Here is a 16,306-nt window from a genome sequence, read left to right as displayed (position 1 = left end):
TGTGGTTATAATCGACCACTTTATGAGCAAGAAGCGCGTTATGCAGCTGGTTCGAGGTCTCCACAACCTGCGCCCCGAGCATCGGGGCTGCGTCGCCACTATTGGCAACTTTGACGGTGTTCACCGTGGCCACCAGGCTATCCTGGCTCGGCTGCGCGAGCGTGCGGTCGAGTTGGGCGTGCCCAGCTGCGTGGTGATTTTTGAGCCACAACCGCGGGAGTTCTTTACCCCGGAAACGGCGCCGGCACGCTTGGCGCGCTTGCGGGACAAGTTGCAGCTGTTGGCGGAGGAGGGCGTGGACCGTGTCCTCTGCCTGGCATTCAACCAGCGTTTGCGCAGCCTCAGCGCCGCCGAGTTCGTCGACCGCATCCTGGTGGACGGCTTGGGTGTGCAGCACCTGGAGGTCGGCGACGACTTCCATTTCGGTTGTGACCGGGTCGGGGATTTCGATTTCCTGCAACATGCCGGTGTGAATCAGGGTTTCACTGTCGAGGCCGCGCAAACCGTCGAACTGGACGGCCTGCGCGTGAGCAGCACCCAGGTGCGTAACGCCCTGGCCGCCGCCGACTTCGACCTGGCCGAGCGTTTGCTCGGCCGCCCGTTCCGCATTGCCGGACGGGTATTGCACGGCCAGAAGCTGGCGCGCCAATTGGGCACGCCAACCGCCAACGTGCAACTCAAGCGCCGTCGTGTGCCGCTGACCGGGGTTTACCTGGTAAGCGTCGACATCGATGGCCAATCGTGGCCGGGAGTCGCCAATATAGGCGTCAGACCCACGGTTGCAGGTGATGGCAAGGCCCACCTGGAAGTTCACCTTTTGGATTTTGCCGGTGATTTATACGACCGGCGTTTGACGGTGGTTTTCCACCAGAAGCTGCGTGAAGAGCAGCGTTTCGCCTCCCTGGAGGCGTTGAAAACGGCGATCAATGCGGATGTCGCCGCCGCCCGTGCACTAGCCGCACCTAGCGCCCATCGCTAACCGAAGAGCCTTAAATGACCGACTATAAAGCCACGCTAAACCTTCCGGACACCGCCTTCCCAATGAAGGCCGGCCTGCCACAGCGCGAACCGCAGATCCTGCAGCGCTGGGACAGTATTGGCCTGTACGGAAAGTTGCGCGAAATTGGCAAGGATCGTCCGAAGTTCGTCCTGCACGACGGCCCTCCTTATGCCAACGGCACGATTCACATCGGTCACGCGCTGAACAAGATTCTCAAGGACATGATCCTGCGCTCCAAGACCCTGTCGGGCTTCGACGCGCCGTATGTCCCGGGTTGGGACTGCCACGGCCTCCCGATCGAGCACAAAGTCGAAGTGACTTACGGCAAGAACCTGGGCGCGGACAAGACCCGCGAACTGTGCCGTGCCTACGCCGCCGAGCAGATCGAAGGGCAGAAGTCTGAATTCATCCGCCTGGGTGTGCTCGGCGAGTGGGACAACCCCTACAAGACCATGAACTTCAAGAACGAGGCCGGTGAAATCCGCGCCTTGGCCGAAATCGTCAAAGGCGGTTTCGTGTTCAAGGGCCTCAAGCCCGTGAACTGGTGCTTCGACTGCGGTTCGGCCCTGGCCGAAGCGGAAGTGGAGTACGAAGACAAGAAGTCCTCGACCATCGACGTGGCCTTCCCGATCGCCGACGACGCCAAGCTGGCCGAGGCCTTTGGCCTGGCAAGCCTGAGCAAGCCAGCGGCCATCGTGATCTGGACCACCACCCCATGGACCATCCCGGCCAACCAGGCGCTGAACGTGCACCCGGAATTCACCTACGCCCTGGTGGACGTTGGTGATCGCCTGCTGGTGCTGGCCGAGGAAATGGTCGAGTCGTGCCTGGCGCGTTACGAGCTGCAAGGTTCGGTGATCGCTACCACCACGGGTTCCGCGCTGGAGCTGATCAACTTCCGTCACCCGTTCTATGACCGTCTGTCGCCGGTGTACCTGGCGGACTACGTGGAGCTGGGCGCCGGCACTGGCATCGTTCACTCTGCGCCCGCCTATGGCGTAGACGACTTCGTGACCTGCAAAGCCTATGGCATGGTCAACGACGACATTCTGAATCCAGTGCAAAGCAATGGCGTGTACGCGCCGTCCCTGGAGTTCTTCGGCGGCCAGTTCATCTTCAAGGCCAACCAGCCGATCATCGACAAGCTCTCGGAAGTCGGCGCGCTGTTGCACACCGAAACCATCAAGCACAGCTACATGCACTGCTGGCGCCACAAGACCCCGCTGATCTACCGCGCCACTGCGCAGTGGTTTATCGGTATGGACAAAGAGCCGACCAGCGGCGATACCCTGCGTAACCGCGCGATCAAGGCCATCGAAGACACCACGTTCGTTCCGGCCTGGGGCCAGGCGCGCCTGCATTCGATGATCGCCAATCGTCCGGACTGGTGCATCTCCCGCCAACGTAACTGGGGCGTGCCGATTCCGTTTTTCCTGAACAAGGAAAGCGGCGAGCTGCATCCTCGCACCGTCGAACTGATGGAGCTTGTGGCCCAGCGCGTTGAGCAGGAAGGTATCGAAGCCTGGTTCAAGCTGGACGCCGCCGAGCTGTTGGGCGATGAAGCGCCGCTGTACGACAAGATCAGCGACACCCTCGACGTGTGGTTCGATTCGGGCACCACTCACTGGCACGTGCTGCGTGGCTCGCATCCGATGGGTCACGAGGCCGGCCCGCGCGCCGACCTGTACCTGGAAGGTTCGGACCAACACCGTGGCTGGTTCCACTCGTCGCTGCTGACCGGTTGCGCCATCGACGACCACGCACCGTACCGCGAACTGCTGACCCACGGTTTCACCGTCGACGAGAACGGCCGCAAGATGTCCAAATCCCTGGGCAACGTGATTGCGCCGCAAAAGGTCAATGACACCCTGGGCGCCGACATCATGCGTCTGTGGGTGGCCTCGACTGACTATTCGGGTGAGATGGCTGTTTCGGAGCAGATCCTGCAACGCAGCGCCGACGCCTATCGTCGTATCCGCAATACCGCGCGCTTCATGCTGTCGAACCTGACCGGTTTCAACCCGGCCACCGACCTGCTGCCGGCCGAAGACATGCTCGCGCTGGACCGTTGGGCCGTGGACCGTACCCTGTTGCTGCAGCGTGAGTTGCAAGAGCACTACGGCGAATACCGCTTCTGGAATGTCTACTCCAAGATCCACAACTTCTGCGTGCAGGAGCTGGGCGGTTTCTACCTCGACATCATCAAGGACCGCCAGTACACCACCGGCGCCAACAGCAAAGCTCGCCGTTCGGCGCAGACCGCGCTGTACCACATCAGCGAAGCGCTGGTGCGCTGGATCGCACCGATCCTGGCGTTCACCGCCGACGAACTGTGGGAATACCTGCCGGGCGAGCGTAACGAGTCCGTCATGCTCAACACCTGGTACGAAGGCTTGACCGAACTGCCGGCCGACTTCGAACTGGGCCGCGAGTACTGGGCGGGCGTCATGGCCGTCAAGGTTGCGGTGAACAAGGAACTGGAAGTCCAGCGTGCGGCCAAGGCCGTGGGTGGCAACCTGCAAGCCGAAGTCACCCTGTTTGCCGAGGATGGCCTGACTGCTGACCTGGCCAAGCTGAGCAACGAACTGCGCTTCGTACTGATCACCTCCACCGCGAGCCTGGCACCTTTCGCCCAGGCCCCGGCAGATGCCGTGGTCACCGAGGTACCGGGCCTGAAGCTCAAGGTGGTGAAATCGGCCTTCCCTAAATGCGCCCGTTGCTGGCACTGCCGTGAAGATGTCGGTGTGAACCCTGAGCACCCGGAAATCTGCGGTCGTTGTGTCGATAACATCAGCGGTGAAGGCGAGGTTCGCCACTATGCCTAATGCAGCCAGTCGTTTCGGACGTCTGGGCTGGCTCGTACTGAGCCTGCTGGTGCTGGTTATTGACCAGGTCAGCAAGGCTCACTTCGAGGGCTCCCTGGAAATGTTCCAGCAAATCGTGGTGATTCCGGATTACTTCAGCTGGACCCTGGCCTACAACACTGGCGCCGCCTTCAGCTTCCTCGCTGACGGCGGCGGCTGGCAGCGCTGGCTGTTCGCGGTGATCGCCGTGGTGGTCAGTGCCGTGCTGGTGGTGTGGCTAAAGCGCCTGGGTCGCGACGACACCTGGCTGGCTATCGCGCTGGCCCTGGTGTTGGGCGGCGCGCTGGGTAACCTGTATGACCGCATCGCCCTGGGCCATGTGATCGACTTCATCCTGGTGCACTGGCAGAACCGCCACTACTTCCCGGCGTTCAACTTTGCCGACAGCGCCATCACCGTTGGTGCAATCATGCTGGCGCTGGATATGTTCAAGAGCAAGAAAACCGGAGAAACCGTCAATGACTGATCAGGTATTGGCTGAGCAACGCATCGGCCAGAACACGGAAGTCACTTTGCATTTCGCATTGCGCCTGGAGAATGGCGACACGGTAGACAGCACCTTCGACAAAGCCCCGGCGACCTTCAAGGTTGGTGACGGTAACCTGCTGCCTGGTTTTGAAGCGGCATTGTTCGGGTTCAAGGCGGGCGACAAGCGCAACCTGCAGATCCTGCCGGAAAACGCCTTCGGCCAACCCAACCCGCAAAACGTGCAGATCATCCCGCGTTCGCAGTTCGAGGGTATGGACCTGTCGGAAGGTTTGCTGGTGATCTTCAATGATGCGGCGAATACTGAACTGCCCGGCGTGGTAAAAGCTTTCGATGACACGCAAGTGACCATCGACTTCAACCATCCGTTGGCCGGTAAAACCTTGACGTTTGATGTTGAAATCATCGACGTTAAAGCGCTCTAACTGACGAAACCGGTTCCTGTGGGGCTGGCTTGTGTGGGAGCTGGCTTGCCTGCGATAGCATCACCTCGGTGTACCTGATACATCGAGACGTTTGCATCGCGGGCAAGCCCGCTCACACAGACGCTTATTCTATAGAGCTGAGTTGATCCAATTTCTTGGCCTGCAAGGCACGAGGCACAGCATGCAAATCAAACTCGCCAACCCCCGTGGCTTCTGCGCTGGCGTGGACCGGGCGATCGAAATCGTCAACCGCGCCTTGGAAGTCTTCGGGCCGCCGATTTATGTGCGCCACGAAGTCGTGCATAACAAGTTCGTGGTCGAAGACCTGCGCGCACGCGGTGCGATCTTTGTCGAAGAACTCGACCAGGTACCCGACGACGTTATCGTCATCTTCAGTGCCCATGGCGTGTCCCAGGCCGTACGTACCGAAGCGGCCGGCCGTGGCCTAAAAGTGTTCGATGCCACTTGCCCGCTGGTAACCAAGGTGCACATCGAAGTGGCGCGTTATAGCCGCGACGGTCGCGAATGCATCCTGATCGGCCATGCCGGTCACCCGGAAGTCGAAGGCACCATGGGCCAGTACGACGCCAGCAACGGCGGCGCCATCTACCTGGTTGAAGACGAAAAAGACGTCGCCAACTTGCAGGTGCACAATCCCGACCGCCTGGCTTTCGTTACCCAGACCACCTTGTCCATGGACGATACCAGCCGCGTCATCGATGCCCTGCGCACGCGTTTCCCGGCCATTGGCGGCCCACGCAAGGATGACATCTGCTACGCCACGCAAAACCGTCAGGATGCGGTCAAGCAACTGGCGAATGAGTGTGATGTTGTGCTGGTGGTCGGCAGCCCTAACAGTTCCAACTCCAACCGCTTGCGTGAGCTGGCCGAACGCATGGCCACGCCGGCGTACTTGATCGACGGTGCCGAAGACATGCAGCGCAACTGGTTCGATGGCGTTGAGCGTATCGGCATCACGGCGGGTGCCTCCGCTCCGGAAGTGCTGGTGCGCGGTGTGATCCAACAGTTGCAAGCCTGGGGTGCTACCGGCGCCGATGAGCTGGCGGGTCGTGAAGAAAACATCACGTTCTCGATGCCCAAGGAACTGCGGGTCCGCTCGTTGCTCTGACGGCCAGGGTGCTGGAATAGCCTCGGCATAATGCCTGTTCGGTCTTGTCATTGCGCAGGCTGACGCGCCCGCTGGGGGCCAGCACGATCTGATACAGGCTTTGTGCCTGGTCCTTGCCACACACATGCACGGTGCCGGCACGAAATCCCCCGCCGGCGAACACTGGCTCCCCCAGGCCGCTGAAGCGCACCTGGCTCGTAACCGGGCCATTACCGGCGACCGGCACGCGCCCATTGCTCTCGCGCTCCAGCAATACCGGATTGTCGTCATCCAGGTGGCCGCGCCCACTCACATCCAGTATCACGCGCCATCCCAGGCTCCAGTCCTCGTCCTTTGCATGAATGACCACCGCCCGGTTACGCGCGATGGCCTCGGTGCGTGCGTAGCGCAGCCCGGAGGCAAGTGCTTGGGCCGCGCTTTGTCGTTGCTGCGATTCAAGCAAACCCTTGAAACCGGGTACGGCCAGTTGCGCGAGAAAACTGGTGACGATCAGCCCCAGCAACATCTCAATCAGGGTGAAACCTTGTTGTTTCATGTGCGTTCCCTCCTTGGGCACGAGTAGGTTTTCTAGGTATAGCGCTTGGTCGTTGGCGCTGGATGATGGCCTTTATGTCCAAAGTATTTCCCTTTGTTCCGGGAGCAGCGCCGCTCGAAAACCGACGCTAGTCTTGGGTCGCACAGCAGGTCTTGCCTGCTTTTTTTCACCGGCCTTCGACATGGATGACGACGGAAATGCCAGCCTGCCAGAACCGATTCCTGCGCGTTGCGCACTCGCGCCAATCCGGCATGACGCTGGTCGAGGTGCTGGTAGCGCTGTTGATTTTGGCGATCGGCCTGATGGGCGCTGCGGTGCTGCAACTCAACGCGCTCAAGTACACCAACAGCGCCAGGATGACCAGCCAAGCCAGTTTTATTGCCTATGACATGCTCGACCGCATTCGCACCAATGCTGGCGCCGATTACACATGGGGCAGGGCGGAGCTGGCGCCGCCCAACACTGCCACCGCCAGCGTGCGTGACCTCGACCTGCACGATTTCGAGGCCAATATCACGGGTTTTGCCGGCGAGGATGCCAAAGGTTCAGTGGTGGTGAACGGGCAAGAGGTCACCATCAGCATCAGTTGGGCGGATGCCCGAGCAGCAAACCGCCCAGGGGCGCGGGAAACCTTCACCCTGACCAGTCGAATCAGTAATGAACAGGGAGTGTCGCAATGAAGCGTCTTGGGCGAGGTTTCAGTCTGGTGGAAGTGTTGCTGGCGCTTGCCATCGGGTTGATCTTGATACTGGGGGCGAGCCAGATACTGATCAGTTCGCGGTTGACCCATGCCAGCCAGCAGGCCGCCATGCTGCTGCAGGATGATGCGCGGTTTGTGCTGAGCAAGATCACCCAGGATATTCGCCAGGCAGGCATGCTGGGGTGTTTGGCCGTGGCCGCTATCGACAATGCTCCGGCTGCCTTTGATCGGCCGATAAGCTGGGAAGCTGCGGGGAGTGCGAAGTCACTGACGCTGGTGACCGCGAATGTCGGCGATGGCGTCGGCAAGACTGACTGGACAGTGTTGTCCGACTGCAAGGAGGCGGCCAGGGCTTATGCAGGCACACCACCCGGAGCCGAACCCGGCCAACTTCGCTTTGGCATACGCCAACTTACCTACACCTACGAATCGGGTCAGTTGAAGATCAGTACCCCGGCAGCACCGGCCAAGGCAGTATTGATGGATAACGTGCGGGCATTCGACGTCAGCTTCGGCATGGCGGCCACCTCGGTATCGACAGTTGTGGTGCGCTATGACAGCCATCCGGCCGATGAGTCGCTGATACGCAGCGTGCGCATTCTCATGACCCTTCAAGATCCCTCTGGGCGGGTGAAGGACCAGACCTACAGTGTCGTGGCGGCACTGCGAAATCGGCTGGGGTAGGGGCAATGACCATGCAGGGCGGTATCCAAATGCGGCAGGCCGGGACGGTGCTGCTGATCAGTCTGGTGTTCCTGTTGGTGCTGTCGCAGGTGGGGCTGTCCTCGATACAGGCTGCGGTCTCCCAGCAAAAAGTCGCGAGCAGCCTCTGGCATCGCAATCAATCGTTTCAATCTGCCGAAAGCGGCCTGAGGTTGGGGGAATCGGCCGTGCAAAAGGTTGGCCAGGCGATGCCTGTCTGCCACTCGATCACCCGTTGTGCGCCGCCTGCTGAAGCGTTTTCCTTGACGGCGGCCGGGACGAACCCTGTCTCGGCGATCACCTGGCTTGCCTTGAAGAATGGGTTTTATGGCATTCAATCCCTCGGCGAGGGTGAAGGGCTGGCTCATTTGCCGTCCCATTCCCTGGCCACGCTTTTTCGAGTCACTTCGGTCGGTCTCGCGGGGCAATCGCGCACGGTGCTGGAGACGGTCTATGCCCGTGTAGAGGAGGGCGGCCGCGTCAGGTTTCGACGGGTCTTATGGCGGCAACTTCAATAAGGAGCAATCGGATGGGCAAGGAGAGCCAGGGTTTTACCCTGATTGAGTTACTGATCGTCGTGGCGATCATCGCGTTGCTGGCCGGGATTGCGTATCCCGGGTACCTCAGCCAGGTGAAGAAGGCGTATCGGGCGCAGATCGTCGCGTTGTTGAGCGAACAGGCCCAGCAACTGGAGCGTTCTTATACGAGGAATGGCACTTTTATTGATGCAGGCGACGTCAGCGCGGGCAATGATCATTATAGAATCAGTGCCGTCCTCAACCCTCAGGATTTTGACCTGCTCGCCACACCCGCTGCGGACTCGGTCATGGCGAACGACGAGTGCGCAGCATTCAGCTTGACCAGCACCGGTATGCGCGGCAACCCGGGAGCAGGGCCTGAAATGTCGCCCAAGGTCTGCTGGGGGCAAGGATGAGCGTACTTGAAGCGTGGGCGCCGGGCGCGCCTTTCCCTGTTTATCGGCTGGATCAAATGATGGCTAAGCAACAGCAAGTAGTGATTGTCGGCGGCGGAGTAATCGGTCTGTTGACGGCGTACAACCTCGCCAGTGAGGGCCAGGCGGTCACGCTGCTGGAGCGCGGTGGGCTTGGGCAAGAGGCTTCCTGGGCGGGCGGTGGGATTGTCTCGCCGTTGTACCCGTGGCGCTATAGCCAGGCGGTCACTGCCTTGGCCCATTGGTCCCAGGATTTTTACCCTCAACTGGCGCAACGGCTATTTGCTGCTACCGGCGTCGATCCGGAGGTACATACCACGGGTTTGTATTGGCTCGACCTGGATGACGAAGCGCAAGCACTGGCCTGGGCTGCCCGTGAAGGGCGACCGTTGAGCAAGGTGGATGTATCGGCGGCCCATGACGCGGTGCCGGTGCTGGGGGGTGGCTACTCCCAGGCGATCTACATGGCCAACGTGGCCAATATTCGCAACCCGCGCCTGGTCAAATCATTGAAGGCGGCGCTGCTGGCGTTGCCGAACGTGACGATTCGCGAGCAATGCGATGTGTCGGGCTTTGTACTCGGCGGCGGCAGGGTGGTGGGTGTGAATACCGCTACGGGCCACGTTTTGGGGGATCACGTGGTGCTCGCGGCCGGCGCCTGGAGCGGGCAACTGCTGGATACGCTGGGCTTGGGGCTACCCGTGGAGCCGGTTAAAGGCCAGATGATCCTGTACAAATGCGCGTCCGATTTTTTATCCAGCATGGTCCTGGCCAAGGGGCGTTATGCGATCCCGCGGCGGGATGGGCACATCCTGATCGGCAGCACGTTGGAGTATGAGGGATTCGACAAGACGCCGACCGACACCGCGCTTGAAAGCCTCAAGGCATCTGCGCAGGAACTGATTCCCGCCTTGACGGACGCCGAAGTGGTCGGGCATTGGGCCGGTTTGCGGCCTGGCTCACCCGAAGGTATACCGTTTATCGGTGAGGTCCCTGGCTTCAGGGGGCTGTGGCTCAATTGTGGGCATTACCGCAATGGTCTGGTACTCGCACCGGCATCTTGCCAGTTGTTCACCGATTTGCTGCTGGCGCGGGCTCCGATCATCGATCCAGCGCCTTACGCCCCCGCAGGTCGCCTCAACGCTGGATAGACTTTGGCCCTTGTTCCAGGTGCGCCTGGGTGCAGTACCATTCCTGACGTGAGCTCAGTGCGCGGTCCTGCGGCAGGTGCACGCCACAGTGAGCGCAACGCACCATCAGGGCTGCATCCGGCTCGGCAGGCCGTTGCTGACGGGAGGCAGGGTTTTTGAATTTGCGCCAGAACCATACCGCGGCAGCAATGACGGCAATCCAGAACAGTAGACGAAGCATGATGGGCAGTTTCTCGACAAGGAATGCGCCAGTTTAGCCAAGGTGGTCACGGGCGCACAGGGCAATAAATACTCGCTCATAAAAAAGGGAGCTCCTTCAGAGCTCCCTTTTGCGTTGCGTCGAACAATCAGTCGAACACACCGAAGGTCATGTAGCTGAACCACGAACGGTCCTGGTTGTCGCCCAGGGCTTGCGGCTCTTCTTCTTCGATCACATCGCCGTTCTCGTCGTGCGGCTTGAGCTCCGAAGGAATGGCGTCCTTGGCGTCCTGGTACTGCTTGATCACGTCCTGGTTGGCGCGGGTTTCACCCGGCGGCAGCGGTGGACGGGACTCGATCAGGCCTAGGGTGTACTTGCTCAGCCACGAACGGTTGTCCGCTTCGTCAACCTGAGGCACGAACTGGCCGTCTTTCAGGCTAGGGTGGTCAGGGTAGTTGAGCTTCAGGGTTTCCAGGCTGGTAGTCGCGAGGGTGTCCAGGTGCAGACGCTGGTAAGCCTCGGTCATCACGGCCAGGCCGTCACCCACGGACGGGGTTTCCTGGAAGTTTTCCACCACGTAGCGGCCACGGTTGGCTGCGGCCACATAAGCCTGACGGGTCAGGTAGTAGTGGGCCACGTGGATCTCGTACGAAGCCAGCAGGTTGCGCAGGTAGATCATGCGCTGCTTGGCGTCCGGCGCATAGCGGCTGTTGGGGTAGCGGCTGGTCAACTGGGCGAACTCGTTATAGGAGTCGCGGGCAGCACCCGGGTCGCGCTTGGTCATGTCCAGCGGCAGGAAGCGCGCCAGCAGGCCAACATCCTGGTCGAACGAGGTCAGGCCCTTCATGTAGTAGGCGTAGTCCACGTTCGGGTGCTGCGGGTGCAGGCGGATGAAACGCTCGGCAGCGGACTTGGCAGCTTCCGGCTCGGCGTTCTTGTAGTTGGCGTAGATCAGCTCAAGCTGGGCCTGGTCGGCATAGCGGCCGAACGGGTAACGCGACTCCAATGCCTTCAGCTTCGCTGTGGCGCTGGTGAAGCTATTATTGTCCAAGTCTGTCTGAGCTTGCTGGTACAGCTCGACTTCGCTCAGGTTTTCGTCGACGACGTCCTTTGTTGACGAGCAAGCAGCAGTCATGGCGAGGATGGCGATCAGCAGCAGGTGTTTCACTTGCATGGCGGCTTGCGTCCCTATGACGGCCGCTGTCTTGGGCGGGGCCGTCCTGTTATGATGAGCGCCCCGTTGGAAGCCTCGGGGCAAAAGACGCCGTATTTAACCACAAGCGCGCAGCCGAAACCAAAGGCTACGCCACGCCTAGTCTGAGCATGTCCGATAAAATTGAACTTCGCGCAGAGGTGCCGTCCGAATTGGGCGGCCAACGCCTCGATCAAGTCGCCGCACAATTATTCGCTGAGCACTCGCGCTCGCGCCTTTCCGCCTGGATCAAAGACGGCCGCCTGACTGTGGATGGAGCGGTTATCCGCCCGCGAGACATAGTCCATGGCGGTGCGATTCTTGAGCTGACTGCCGAGCAGGAAGCCCAGGGAGAATGGGTTGCCCAGGACATCGAGCTGGATATCGTCTATGAAGACGACGACATCCTGGTCATCAACAAACCCGCGGGCCTGGTGGTTCACCCGGCCGCCGGGCACGCTGATGGCACCTTGCTCAATGCCCTGTTGCACCACGTGCCGGACATCATCAATGTGCCGCGCTGCGGCATCGTGCACCGTCTGGACAAGGACACCACCGGCCTTATGGTGGTAGCCAAGACCATTCAGGCGCAGACGCAACTGGTTACGCAATTGCAGAGCCGTAGCGTCAGCCGCATCTATGAGTGCATTGTGATCGGCGTCGTTGTGGCCGGTGGCAAAATCAACGCGCCCATTGGTCGTCACGGCCAGCAGCGCCAGCGTATGGCGGTGATGGAGGGCGGCAAGCAGGCCGTCAGCCACTACCGTGTGCTGGAGCGTTTCCGCTCCCACACCCATGTGCGGGTCAAGCTGGAAACCGGGCGTACCCACCAGATTCGCGTGCACATGGCGCACATCAACTTTCCGTTGGTCGGCGACCCAGCCTACGGTGGCCGCTTCCGTATTCCGCCGGCGGCCAGCCAGACCATGGTTGAGTCGCTCAAGACGTTCCCGCGCCAGGCACTGCATGCACGCTTCCTGGAACTGGATCATCCGACGAGCGGTAAGCGCATGAGCTGGGAATCGCCACTTCCAGACGATCTGGTCTGGCTGCTTTCGCTGCTCAAGCAGGATCGCGAGGCGTTTGTCGGATGAATGACTGGCTGATACCTGACTGGCCCGCGCCGGCTCGGGTAAAAGCCTGCGTCACCACCCGTGCGGGCGGCGTCAGCCTGGCGCCGTTCGACAGCCTCAACCTGGGCGATCATGTCGAGGACAGCCTTGAGGCCGTCCTTGAAAATCGTCGTCGCCTGAGTGACGCCTTCGATATCCAGCCTGCCTGGTTGCGTCAAGTCCATGGCACTCAGGTGGTTGAGGCCGATCCGGGCCGTACTGTCGAGGCAGACGGCAGTTGGACCAGCACCGCTGGCATCGCCTGCACATCCATGACCGCCGATTGCCTGCCTGCGCTGTTCTGTAATCGAGCGGGCACCCGCGTTGCTGCAGCCCATGCCGGTTGGCGTGGCTTGGCCGCTGGGGTGCTGGAGGCCGCGTTCGAAAGCCTGGATAGCGCTCCCGCAGACGTTCTGGTCTGGCTCGGCCCTGCCATTGGCCCGCAAGCCTTCGAAGTTGGCCCGGAGGTGCGTGAAGTGTTCATGCAGCAACTGCCGGCCACCGCTGAAGCCTTTGTTCCCAGCCACAACGCTGGCAAGTTCATGGCCGACATCTACCAGCTGGCGCGTCTGCGTCTGGGAGTGCGCGGTGTTTCCGCTGTGTATGGTGGCGGTTTGTGCACTGTGACCGACCCGCGTTTCTTTTCTTATCGCCGCAGCCCGCGTACAGGCCGATTCGCCTCCCTTATCTGGCTTGAACGCTAGACTGTCCTGACCTGTATCAACCGTCCGCCGCTTGAAACGCCCAGAATCCACCCCATCTATAAGGGTATCTGGCAGGTTTCTTCATTCAGGATGTGTTTGTTCATAGCTCCGGCCTGCTCAAAAGGAAGGTGACTAATGCGTATTGATCGTTTAACCAGCAAATTACAGTTGGCCTTGTCCGACTCTCAATCCTTGGCGGTGGGCCTCGACCACCCGGCCATTGAACCTGCGCACTTGATGCAGGCACTCCTGGAACAGCAGGGTGGTTCTATCAAACCCTTGCTGATGCAGGTGGGCTTTGACGTTAACAGCCTGCGCAAGGAGTTGAGCAAAGAGCTCGACCAACTGCCGAAAATCCAGAATCCCACCGGTGACGTGAATATGTCCCAGGATCTGGCGCGCCTGCTCAACCAGGCCGACCGCCTGGCCCAGCAGAAAGGTGACCAGTTCATCTCCAGCGAACTGGTGCTGCTCGCCGCCATGGACGACAACAGCAAGCTCGGCAAATTGTTGCTGGGCCAGGGCGTGAGCAAGAAAGCCCTGGAAAACGCCATCAACAACCTGCGTGGCGGCGAGGCGGTGAACGACCCTAACCATGAGGAGTCGCGCCAGGCCTTGGACAAATACACCGTAGACCTGACCAAGCGTGCCGAAGAAGGCAAGCTGGACCCGGTGATCGGCCGTGACGACGAGATTCGTCGCACCATCCAGGTGTTGCAACGTCGCACCAAGAACAACCCGGTGTTGATCGGTGAACCTGGCGTGGGTAAAACCGCGATTGCCGAGGGCCTGGCCCAGCGCATCATTAATGGTGAAGTGCCAGACGGCCTCAAAGGCAAGCGCCTGCTGTCTCTGGATATGGGCTCGCTGATTGCCGGTGCCAAGTTCCGGGGTGAGTTCGAAGAGCGCCTCAAATCCTTGCTTAACGAATTGTCGAAGCAGGAAGGGCAGATCATTCTGTTTATCGACGAATTGCACACCATGGTCGGTGCCGGTAAGGGCGAAGGCTCCATGGACGCCGGCAATATGCTCAAGCCTGCCTTGGCGCGGGGTGAGTTGCACTGCGTCGGTGCAACTACGCTTAACGAATACCGTCAGTACATCGAAAAGGACGCAGCCCTTGAGCGTCGCTTCCAGAAAGTTCTGGTGGAAGAACCCAGCGAAGAAGACACCATCGCGATCCTGCGTGGCCTGAAAGAGCGCTATGAGGTCCACCATAAGGTGGCTATTACCGACGGCGCGATCATCGCGGCGGCCAAGTTGAGCCATCGCTATATCACTGATCGTCAGTTGCCGGACAAGGCTATCGACCTGATCGACGAAGCGGCCAGCCGCATCCGTATGGAGATCGATTCCAAGCCGGAAGTGCTTGATCGCCTGGATCGGCGCCTGATTCAACTGAAAGTCGAATCCCAGGCGTTGAAGAAAGAAGAAGACGAAGCGGCCAAGAAGCGTCTGGAAAAACTCCAGGAAGAAATTGTTCGCCTGGAACGCGAGTATTCGGACCTCGAAGAAATCTGGACCTCGGAAAAAGCCGAAGTACAGGGTTCGGCGCAGATCCAGCAAAAGATCGAGCAGTCCCGTCAGGAACTGGAAGCGGCGCGCCGTAAAGGCGACCTGAACCGCATGGCCGAGTTGCAGTACGGGGTGATCCCGGACCTGGAGCGCAGCCTGCAGATGGTCGATCAGCACGGCAAGCCTGAGAACCAGTTGCTGCGCAGCAAGGTGACCGAGGAAGAAATTGCCGAAGTGGTCTCCAAGTGGACCGGTATTCCTGTGTCGAAGATGCTCGAAGGCGAGCGCGACAAGTTGCTGAAGATGGAAAGCCTGTTGCATCAGCGCGTCATCGGCCAGGAAGAGGCAGTGGTGGCGGTGTCCAACGCGGTACGGCGTTCCCGGGCAGGTTTGTCCGACCCGAACCGTCCAAGCGGCTCGTTCATGTTCCTCGGCCCAACCGGTGTGGGTAAGACCGAGTTGTGCAAGGCCCTGGCCGAGTTCCTCTTTGATACTGAAGAGGCCATGGTGCGGATCGATATGTCCGAATTCATGGAGAAACACTCGGTGGCTCGCCTTATCGGTGCACCGCCAGGCTATGTAGGCTATGAAGAGGGCGGTTATCTGACCGAAGCCGTGCGGCGCAAGCCTTACTCGGTGATCCTGCTGGATGAGGTCGAGAAGGCGCACCCGGATGTGTTCAACATCTTGCTGCAGGTGCTGGAGGATGGTCGCTTGACGGACAGCCACGGGCGTACGGTGGACTTCCGCAATACGGTGATCGTGATGACTTCCAACCTGGGCTCGGCACAGATCCAGGAATTGGTGGGTGATCGTGAAGCTCAGCGTGCGGCGGTGATGGACGCGTTGACCACGCACTTCCGTCCGGAATTCATCAACCGGGTCGATGAAGTGGTGATCTTCGAGCCTCTGGCGCGGGATCAGATCGCGGGCATCACCGAGATCCAGTTGGGCCGCCTGCGTAGCCGTCTGGCTGAGCGCGAGCTGGACCTTGAGCTGAGCGGCGAAGCGTTGGACAAGCTGATCGCGGTCGGTTACGACCCGGTGTATGGCGCACGGCCACTCAAACGTGCGATCCAGCGCTGGATCGAGAACCCACTGGCGCAGCTGATTCTGTCGGGCAGCTTTATGCCTGGCACCCGCGTCACGGCGACGGTGAAAGACGACGAAATCGTCTTCCATTAAGCCCTGCGCTTGGCGCAACCATAGAAGGCCCCGCATTGCGGGGCCTTTTTTTTCGATAGGGCGTTGAACTGTAAGGCAAAGGCTTGTAAAGTGCGCCCCGCAGCAACGTCAGCCCACGGGTTTCTTCTCCCCAAGAAGAAATCAGAAAGAAGCGCAAATCATTGTCTTAAAAGCAATTTAAAGGGTTGACAGGGGTTTTTAAGATTGTAGAATAGCGCGCCTCAGAGACGCTAACGTAGCGATACGGACAGGGTCGAAGAGGAAGCAACACAGCAGTAACTTTGAAATATGTAGTTCCGTGATAGCTCAGTCGGTAGAGCAAATGACTGTTAATCATTGGGTCCCAGGTTCGAGTCCTGGTCACGGAGCCAATTTCAAACCGGGGTATAGCGCAGTCCGGTAGCGCGCCTGCTTTGGGAGCAGGATGTCGGGAGTTCGAATCCCCCTACCCCGAC

16 protein-coding genes and 2 tRNA genes are annotated in these 16,306 nt (G+C 60.1%); 15 read left to right on the top strand and 3 right to left on the bottom strand.

Going from position 1 to position 16,306, the window contains the following annotated elements; all coding sequences use genetic code 11:
* The first annotated feature begins 40 nt into the window (after nt 1–40).
* From ribF to ispH, 5 genes are all read left to right on the top strand, one after another.
* A complete protein-coding gene (gene ribF / locus AC1RAC_RS22605; protein ID WP_003188404.1) occupies nt 41–979 on the top strand; it encodes a bifunctional riboflavin kinase/FAD synthetase in 939 nt (312 codons plus the stop codon).
* Between the two features lie 14 nt (nt 980–993).
* Nucleotides 994–3,825, top strand: a complete 2,832-nt coding sequence (gene ileS, locus AC1RAC_RS22600) for an isoleucine--tRNA ligase (protein ID WP_034128059.1) — start codon at nt 994–996, stop codon at nt 3,823–3,825.
* Nucleotides 3,818–4,330, top strand: coding sequence for a signal peptidase II (gene lspA, locus AC1RAC_RS22595; RefSeq protein ID WP_003188406.1), 513 nt, complete (start codon nt 3,818–3,820; stop codon nt 4,328–4,330). The genes ileS and lspA overlap by 8 nt, the downstream gene beginning before the upstream one ends.
* A gap of 7 nt (nt 4,331–4,337) precedes the next feature.
* The gene (locus tag AC1RAC_RS22590; protein WP_169918885.1) at nt 4,338–4,775 is read left to right on the top strand and encodes an FKBP-type peptidyl-prolyl cis-trans isomerase; all 438 of its coding nucleotides are present in this window, start codon (nt 4,338–4,340) and stop codon (nt 4,773–4,775) included.
* A gap of 181 nt (nt 4,776–4,956) precedes the next feature.
* Nucleotides 4,957–5,904, top strand: coding sequence for a 4-hydroxy-3-methylbut-2-enyl diphosphate reductase (gene ispH, locus AC1RAC_RS22585; RefSeq protein WP_492617003.1), 948 nt, complete (start codon nt 4,957–4,959; stop codon nt 5,902–5,904).
* Here ispH and AC1RAC_RS22580 read toward each other — a convergent pair.
* Nucleotides 5,858–6,439: a GspH/FimT family pseudopilin gene (locus AC1RAC_RS22580; protein ID WP_054896883.1), complete on the bottom strand. Its 582-nt coding sequence runs from the start codon at nt 6,437–6,439 to the stop codon at nt 5,858–5,860. The two genes, ispH and AC1RAC_RS22580, sit on opposite strands and share 47 nt — an antisense overlap.
* 197 nt (nt 6,440–6,636) lie before the next feature.
* Here AC1RAC_RS22580 and pilV point away from each other — a divergent pair, with 197 nt between their 5' ends.
* Genes pilV through thiO form a run of 5 tightly spaced genes read left to right on the top strand, consistent with a single transcriptional unit; the run spans nt 6,637 to nt 9,944 of the window.
* On the top strand, nt 6,637–7,119 hold the full coding sequence (pilV, locus tag AC1RAC_RS22575; protein ID WP_034128056.1) for a type IV pilus modification protein PilV: 483 nt from the start codon (nt 6,637–6,639) through the stop codon (nt 7,117–7,119).
* Nucleotides 7,116–7,823, top strand: coding sequence for a PilW family protein (locus tag AC1RAC_RS22570; protein ID WP_072447008.1), 708 nt, complete (start codon nt 7,116–7,118; stop codon nt 7,821–7,823). Before pilV ends, AC1RAC_RS22570 begins: the two co-directional genes overlap by 4 nt.
* A 5-nt stretch (nt 7,824–7,828) precedes the next feature.
* On the top strand, nt 7,829–8,359 hold the full coding sequence (locus AC1RAC_RS22565) for a pilus assembly PilX family protein (RefSeq protein ID WP_034128054.1): 531 nt from the start codon (nt 7,829–7,831) through the stop codon (nt 8,357–8,359).
* Nucleotides 8,360–8,370: 11 nt separating this feature from the next.
* On the top strand, nt 8,371–8,775 hold the full coding sequence (locus AC1RAC_RS22560) for a type IV pilin protein (RefSeq protein WP_034128053.1): 405 nt from the start codon (nt 8,371–8,373) through the stop codon (nt 8,773–8,775).
* A 59-nt stretch (nt 8,776–8,834) separates the two neighbouring features.
* A complete protein-coding gene (thiO, locus tag AC1RAC_RS22555) occupies nt 8,835–9,944 on the top strand; it encodes a glycine oxidase ThiO (RefSeq protein ID WP_054896886.1) in 1,110 nt (369 codons plus the stop codon).
* Here the strand turns inward: thiO and AC1RAC_RS22550 are convergent.
* Both AC1RAC_RS22550 and AC1RAC_RS22545 read right to left on the bottom strand, forming a co-directional pair.
* Entirely contained in the window at nt 9,931–10,164 is a 234-nt protein-coding gene (locus AC1RAC_RS22550) for a PP0621 family protein (RefSeq protein WP_034128051.1), read from the bottom strand. The two genes, thiO and AC1RAC_RS22550, sit on opposite strands and share 14 nt — an antisense overlap.
* 127 nt (nt 10,165–10,291) lie before the next feature.
* Nucleotides 10,292–11,317: an outer membrane protein assembly factor BamD gene (locus AC1RAC_RS22545; RefSeq protein ID WP_034128050.1), complete on the bottom strand. Its 1,026-nt coding sequence runs from the start codon at nt 11,315–11,317 to the stop codon at nt 10,292–10,294.
* 149 nt (nt 11,318–11,466) lie between these two features.
* On the opposite strand from AC1RAC_RS22545, the gene rluD reads away from it, so the two are divergent.
* From rluD to AC1RAC_RS22520, 5 genes are all read left to right on the top strand, one after another.
* The gene (rluD, locus tag AC1RAC_RS22540) at nt 11,467–12,429 is read left to right on the top strand and encodes a 23S rRNA pseudouridine(1911/1915/1917) synthase RluD (RefSeq protein ID WP_003188422.1); all 963 of its coding nucleotides are present in this window, start codon (nt 11,467–11,469) and stop codon (nt 12,427–12,429) included.
* Entirely contained in the window at nt 12,426–13,151 is a 726-nt protein-coding gene (gene pgeF / locus AC1RAC_RS22535) for a peptidoglycan editing factor PgeF (protein WP_034128049.1), read from the top strand. The genes rluD and pgeF overlap by 4 nt, the downstream gene beginning before the upstream one ends.
* Before the next feature lie 135 nt (nt 13,152–13,286).
* A complete protein-coding gene (clpB, locus tag AC1RAC_RS22530) occupies nt 13,287–15,851 on the top strand; it encodes an ATP-dependent chaperone ClpB (RefSeq protein WP_003188426.1) in 2,565 nt (854 codons plus the stop codon).
* Nucleotides 15,852–16,146: 295 nt separating this feature from the next.
* A tRNA-Asn gene (locus AC1RAC_RS22525) sits at nt 16,147–16,222 on the top strand.
* A 9-nt stretch (nt 16,223–16,231) separates the two neighbouring features.
* Nucleotides 16,232–16,305 (top strand) — tRNA-Pro (locus AC1RAC_RS22520).
* Nucleotide 16,306: the final 1 nt, after the last annotated feature.

It is taken from the genome of Pseudomonas sp. GW823-FHT02F05 (genome assembly GCF_058797315.1).
The sequence above is the reverse complement of the archived record's forward strand: the minus strand, read 5'-3'. Positions and strand labels throughout refer to the sequence as shown.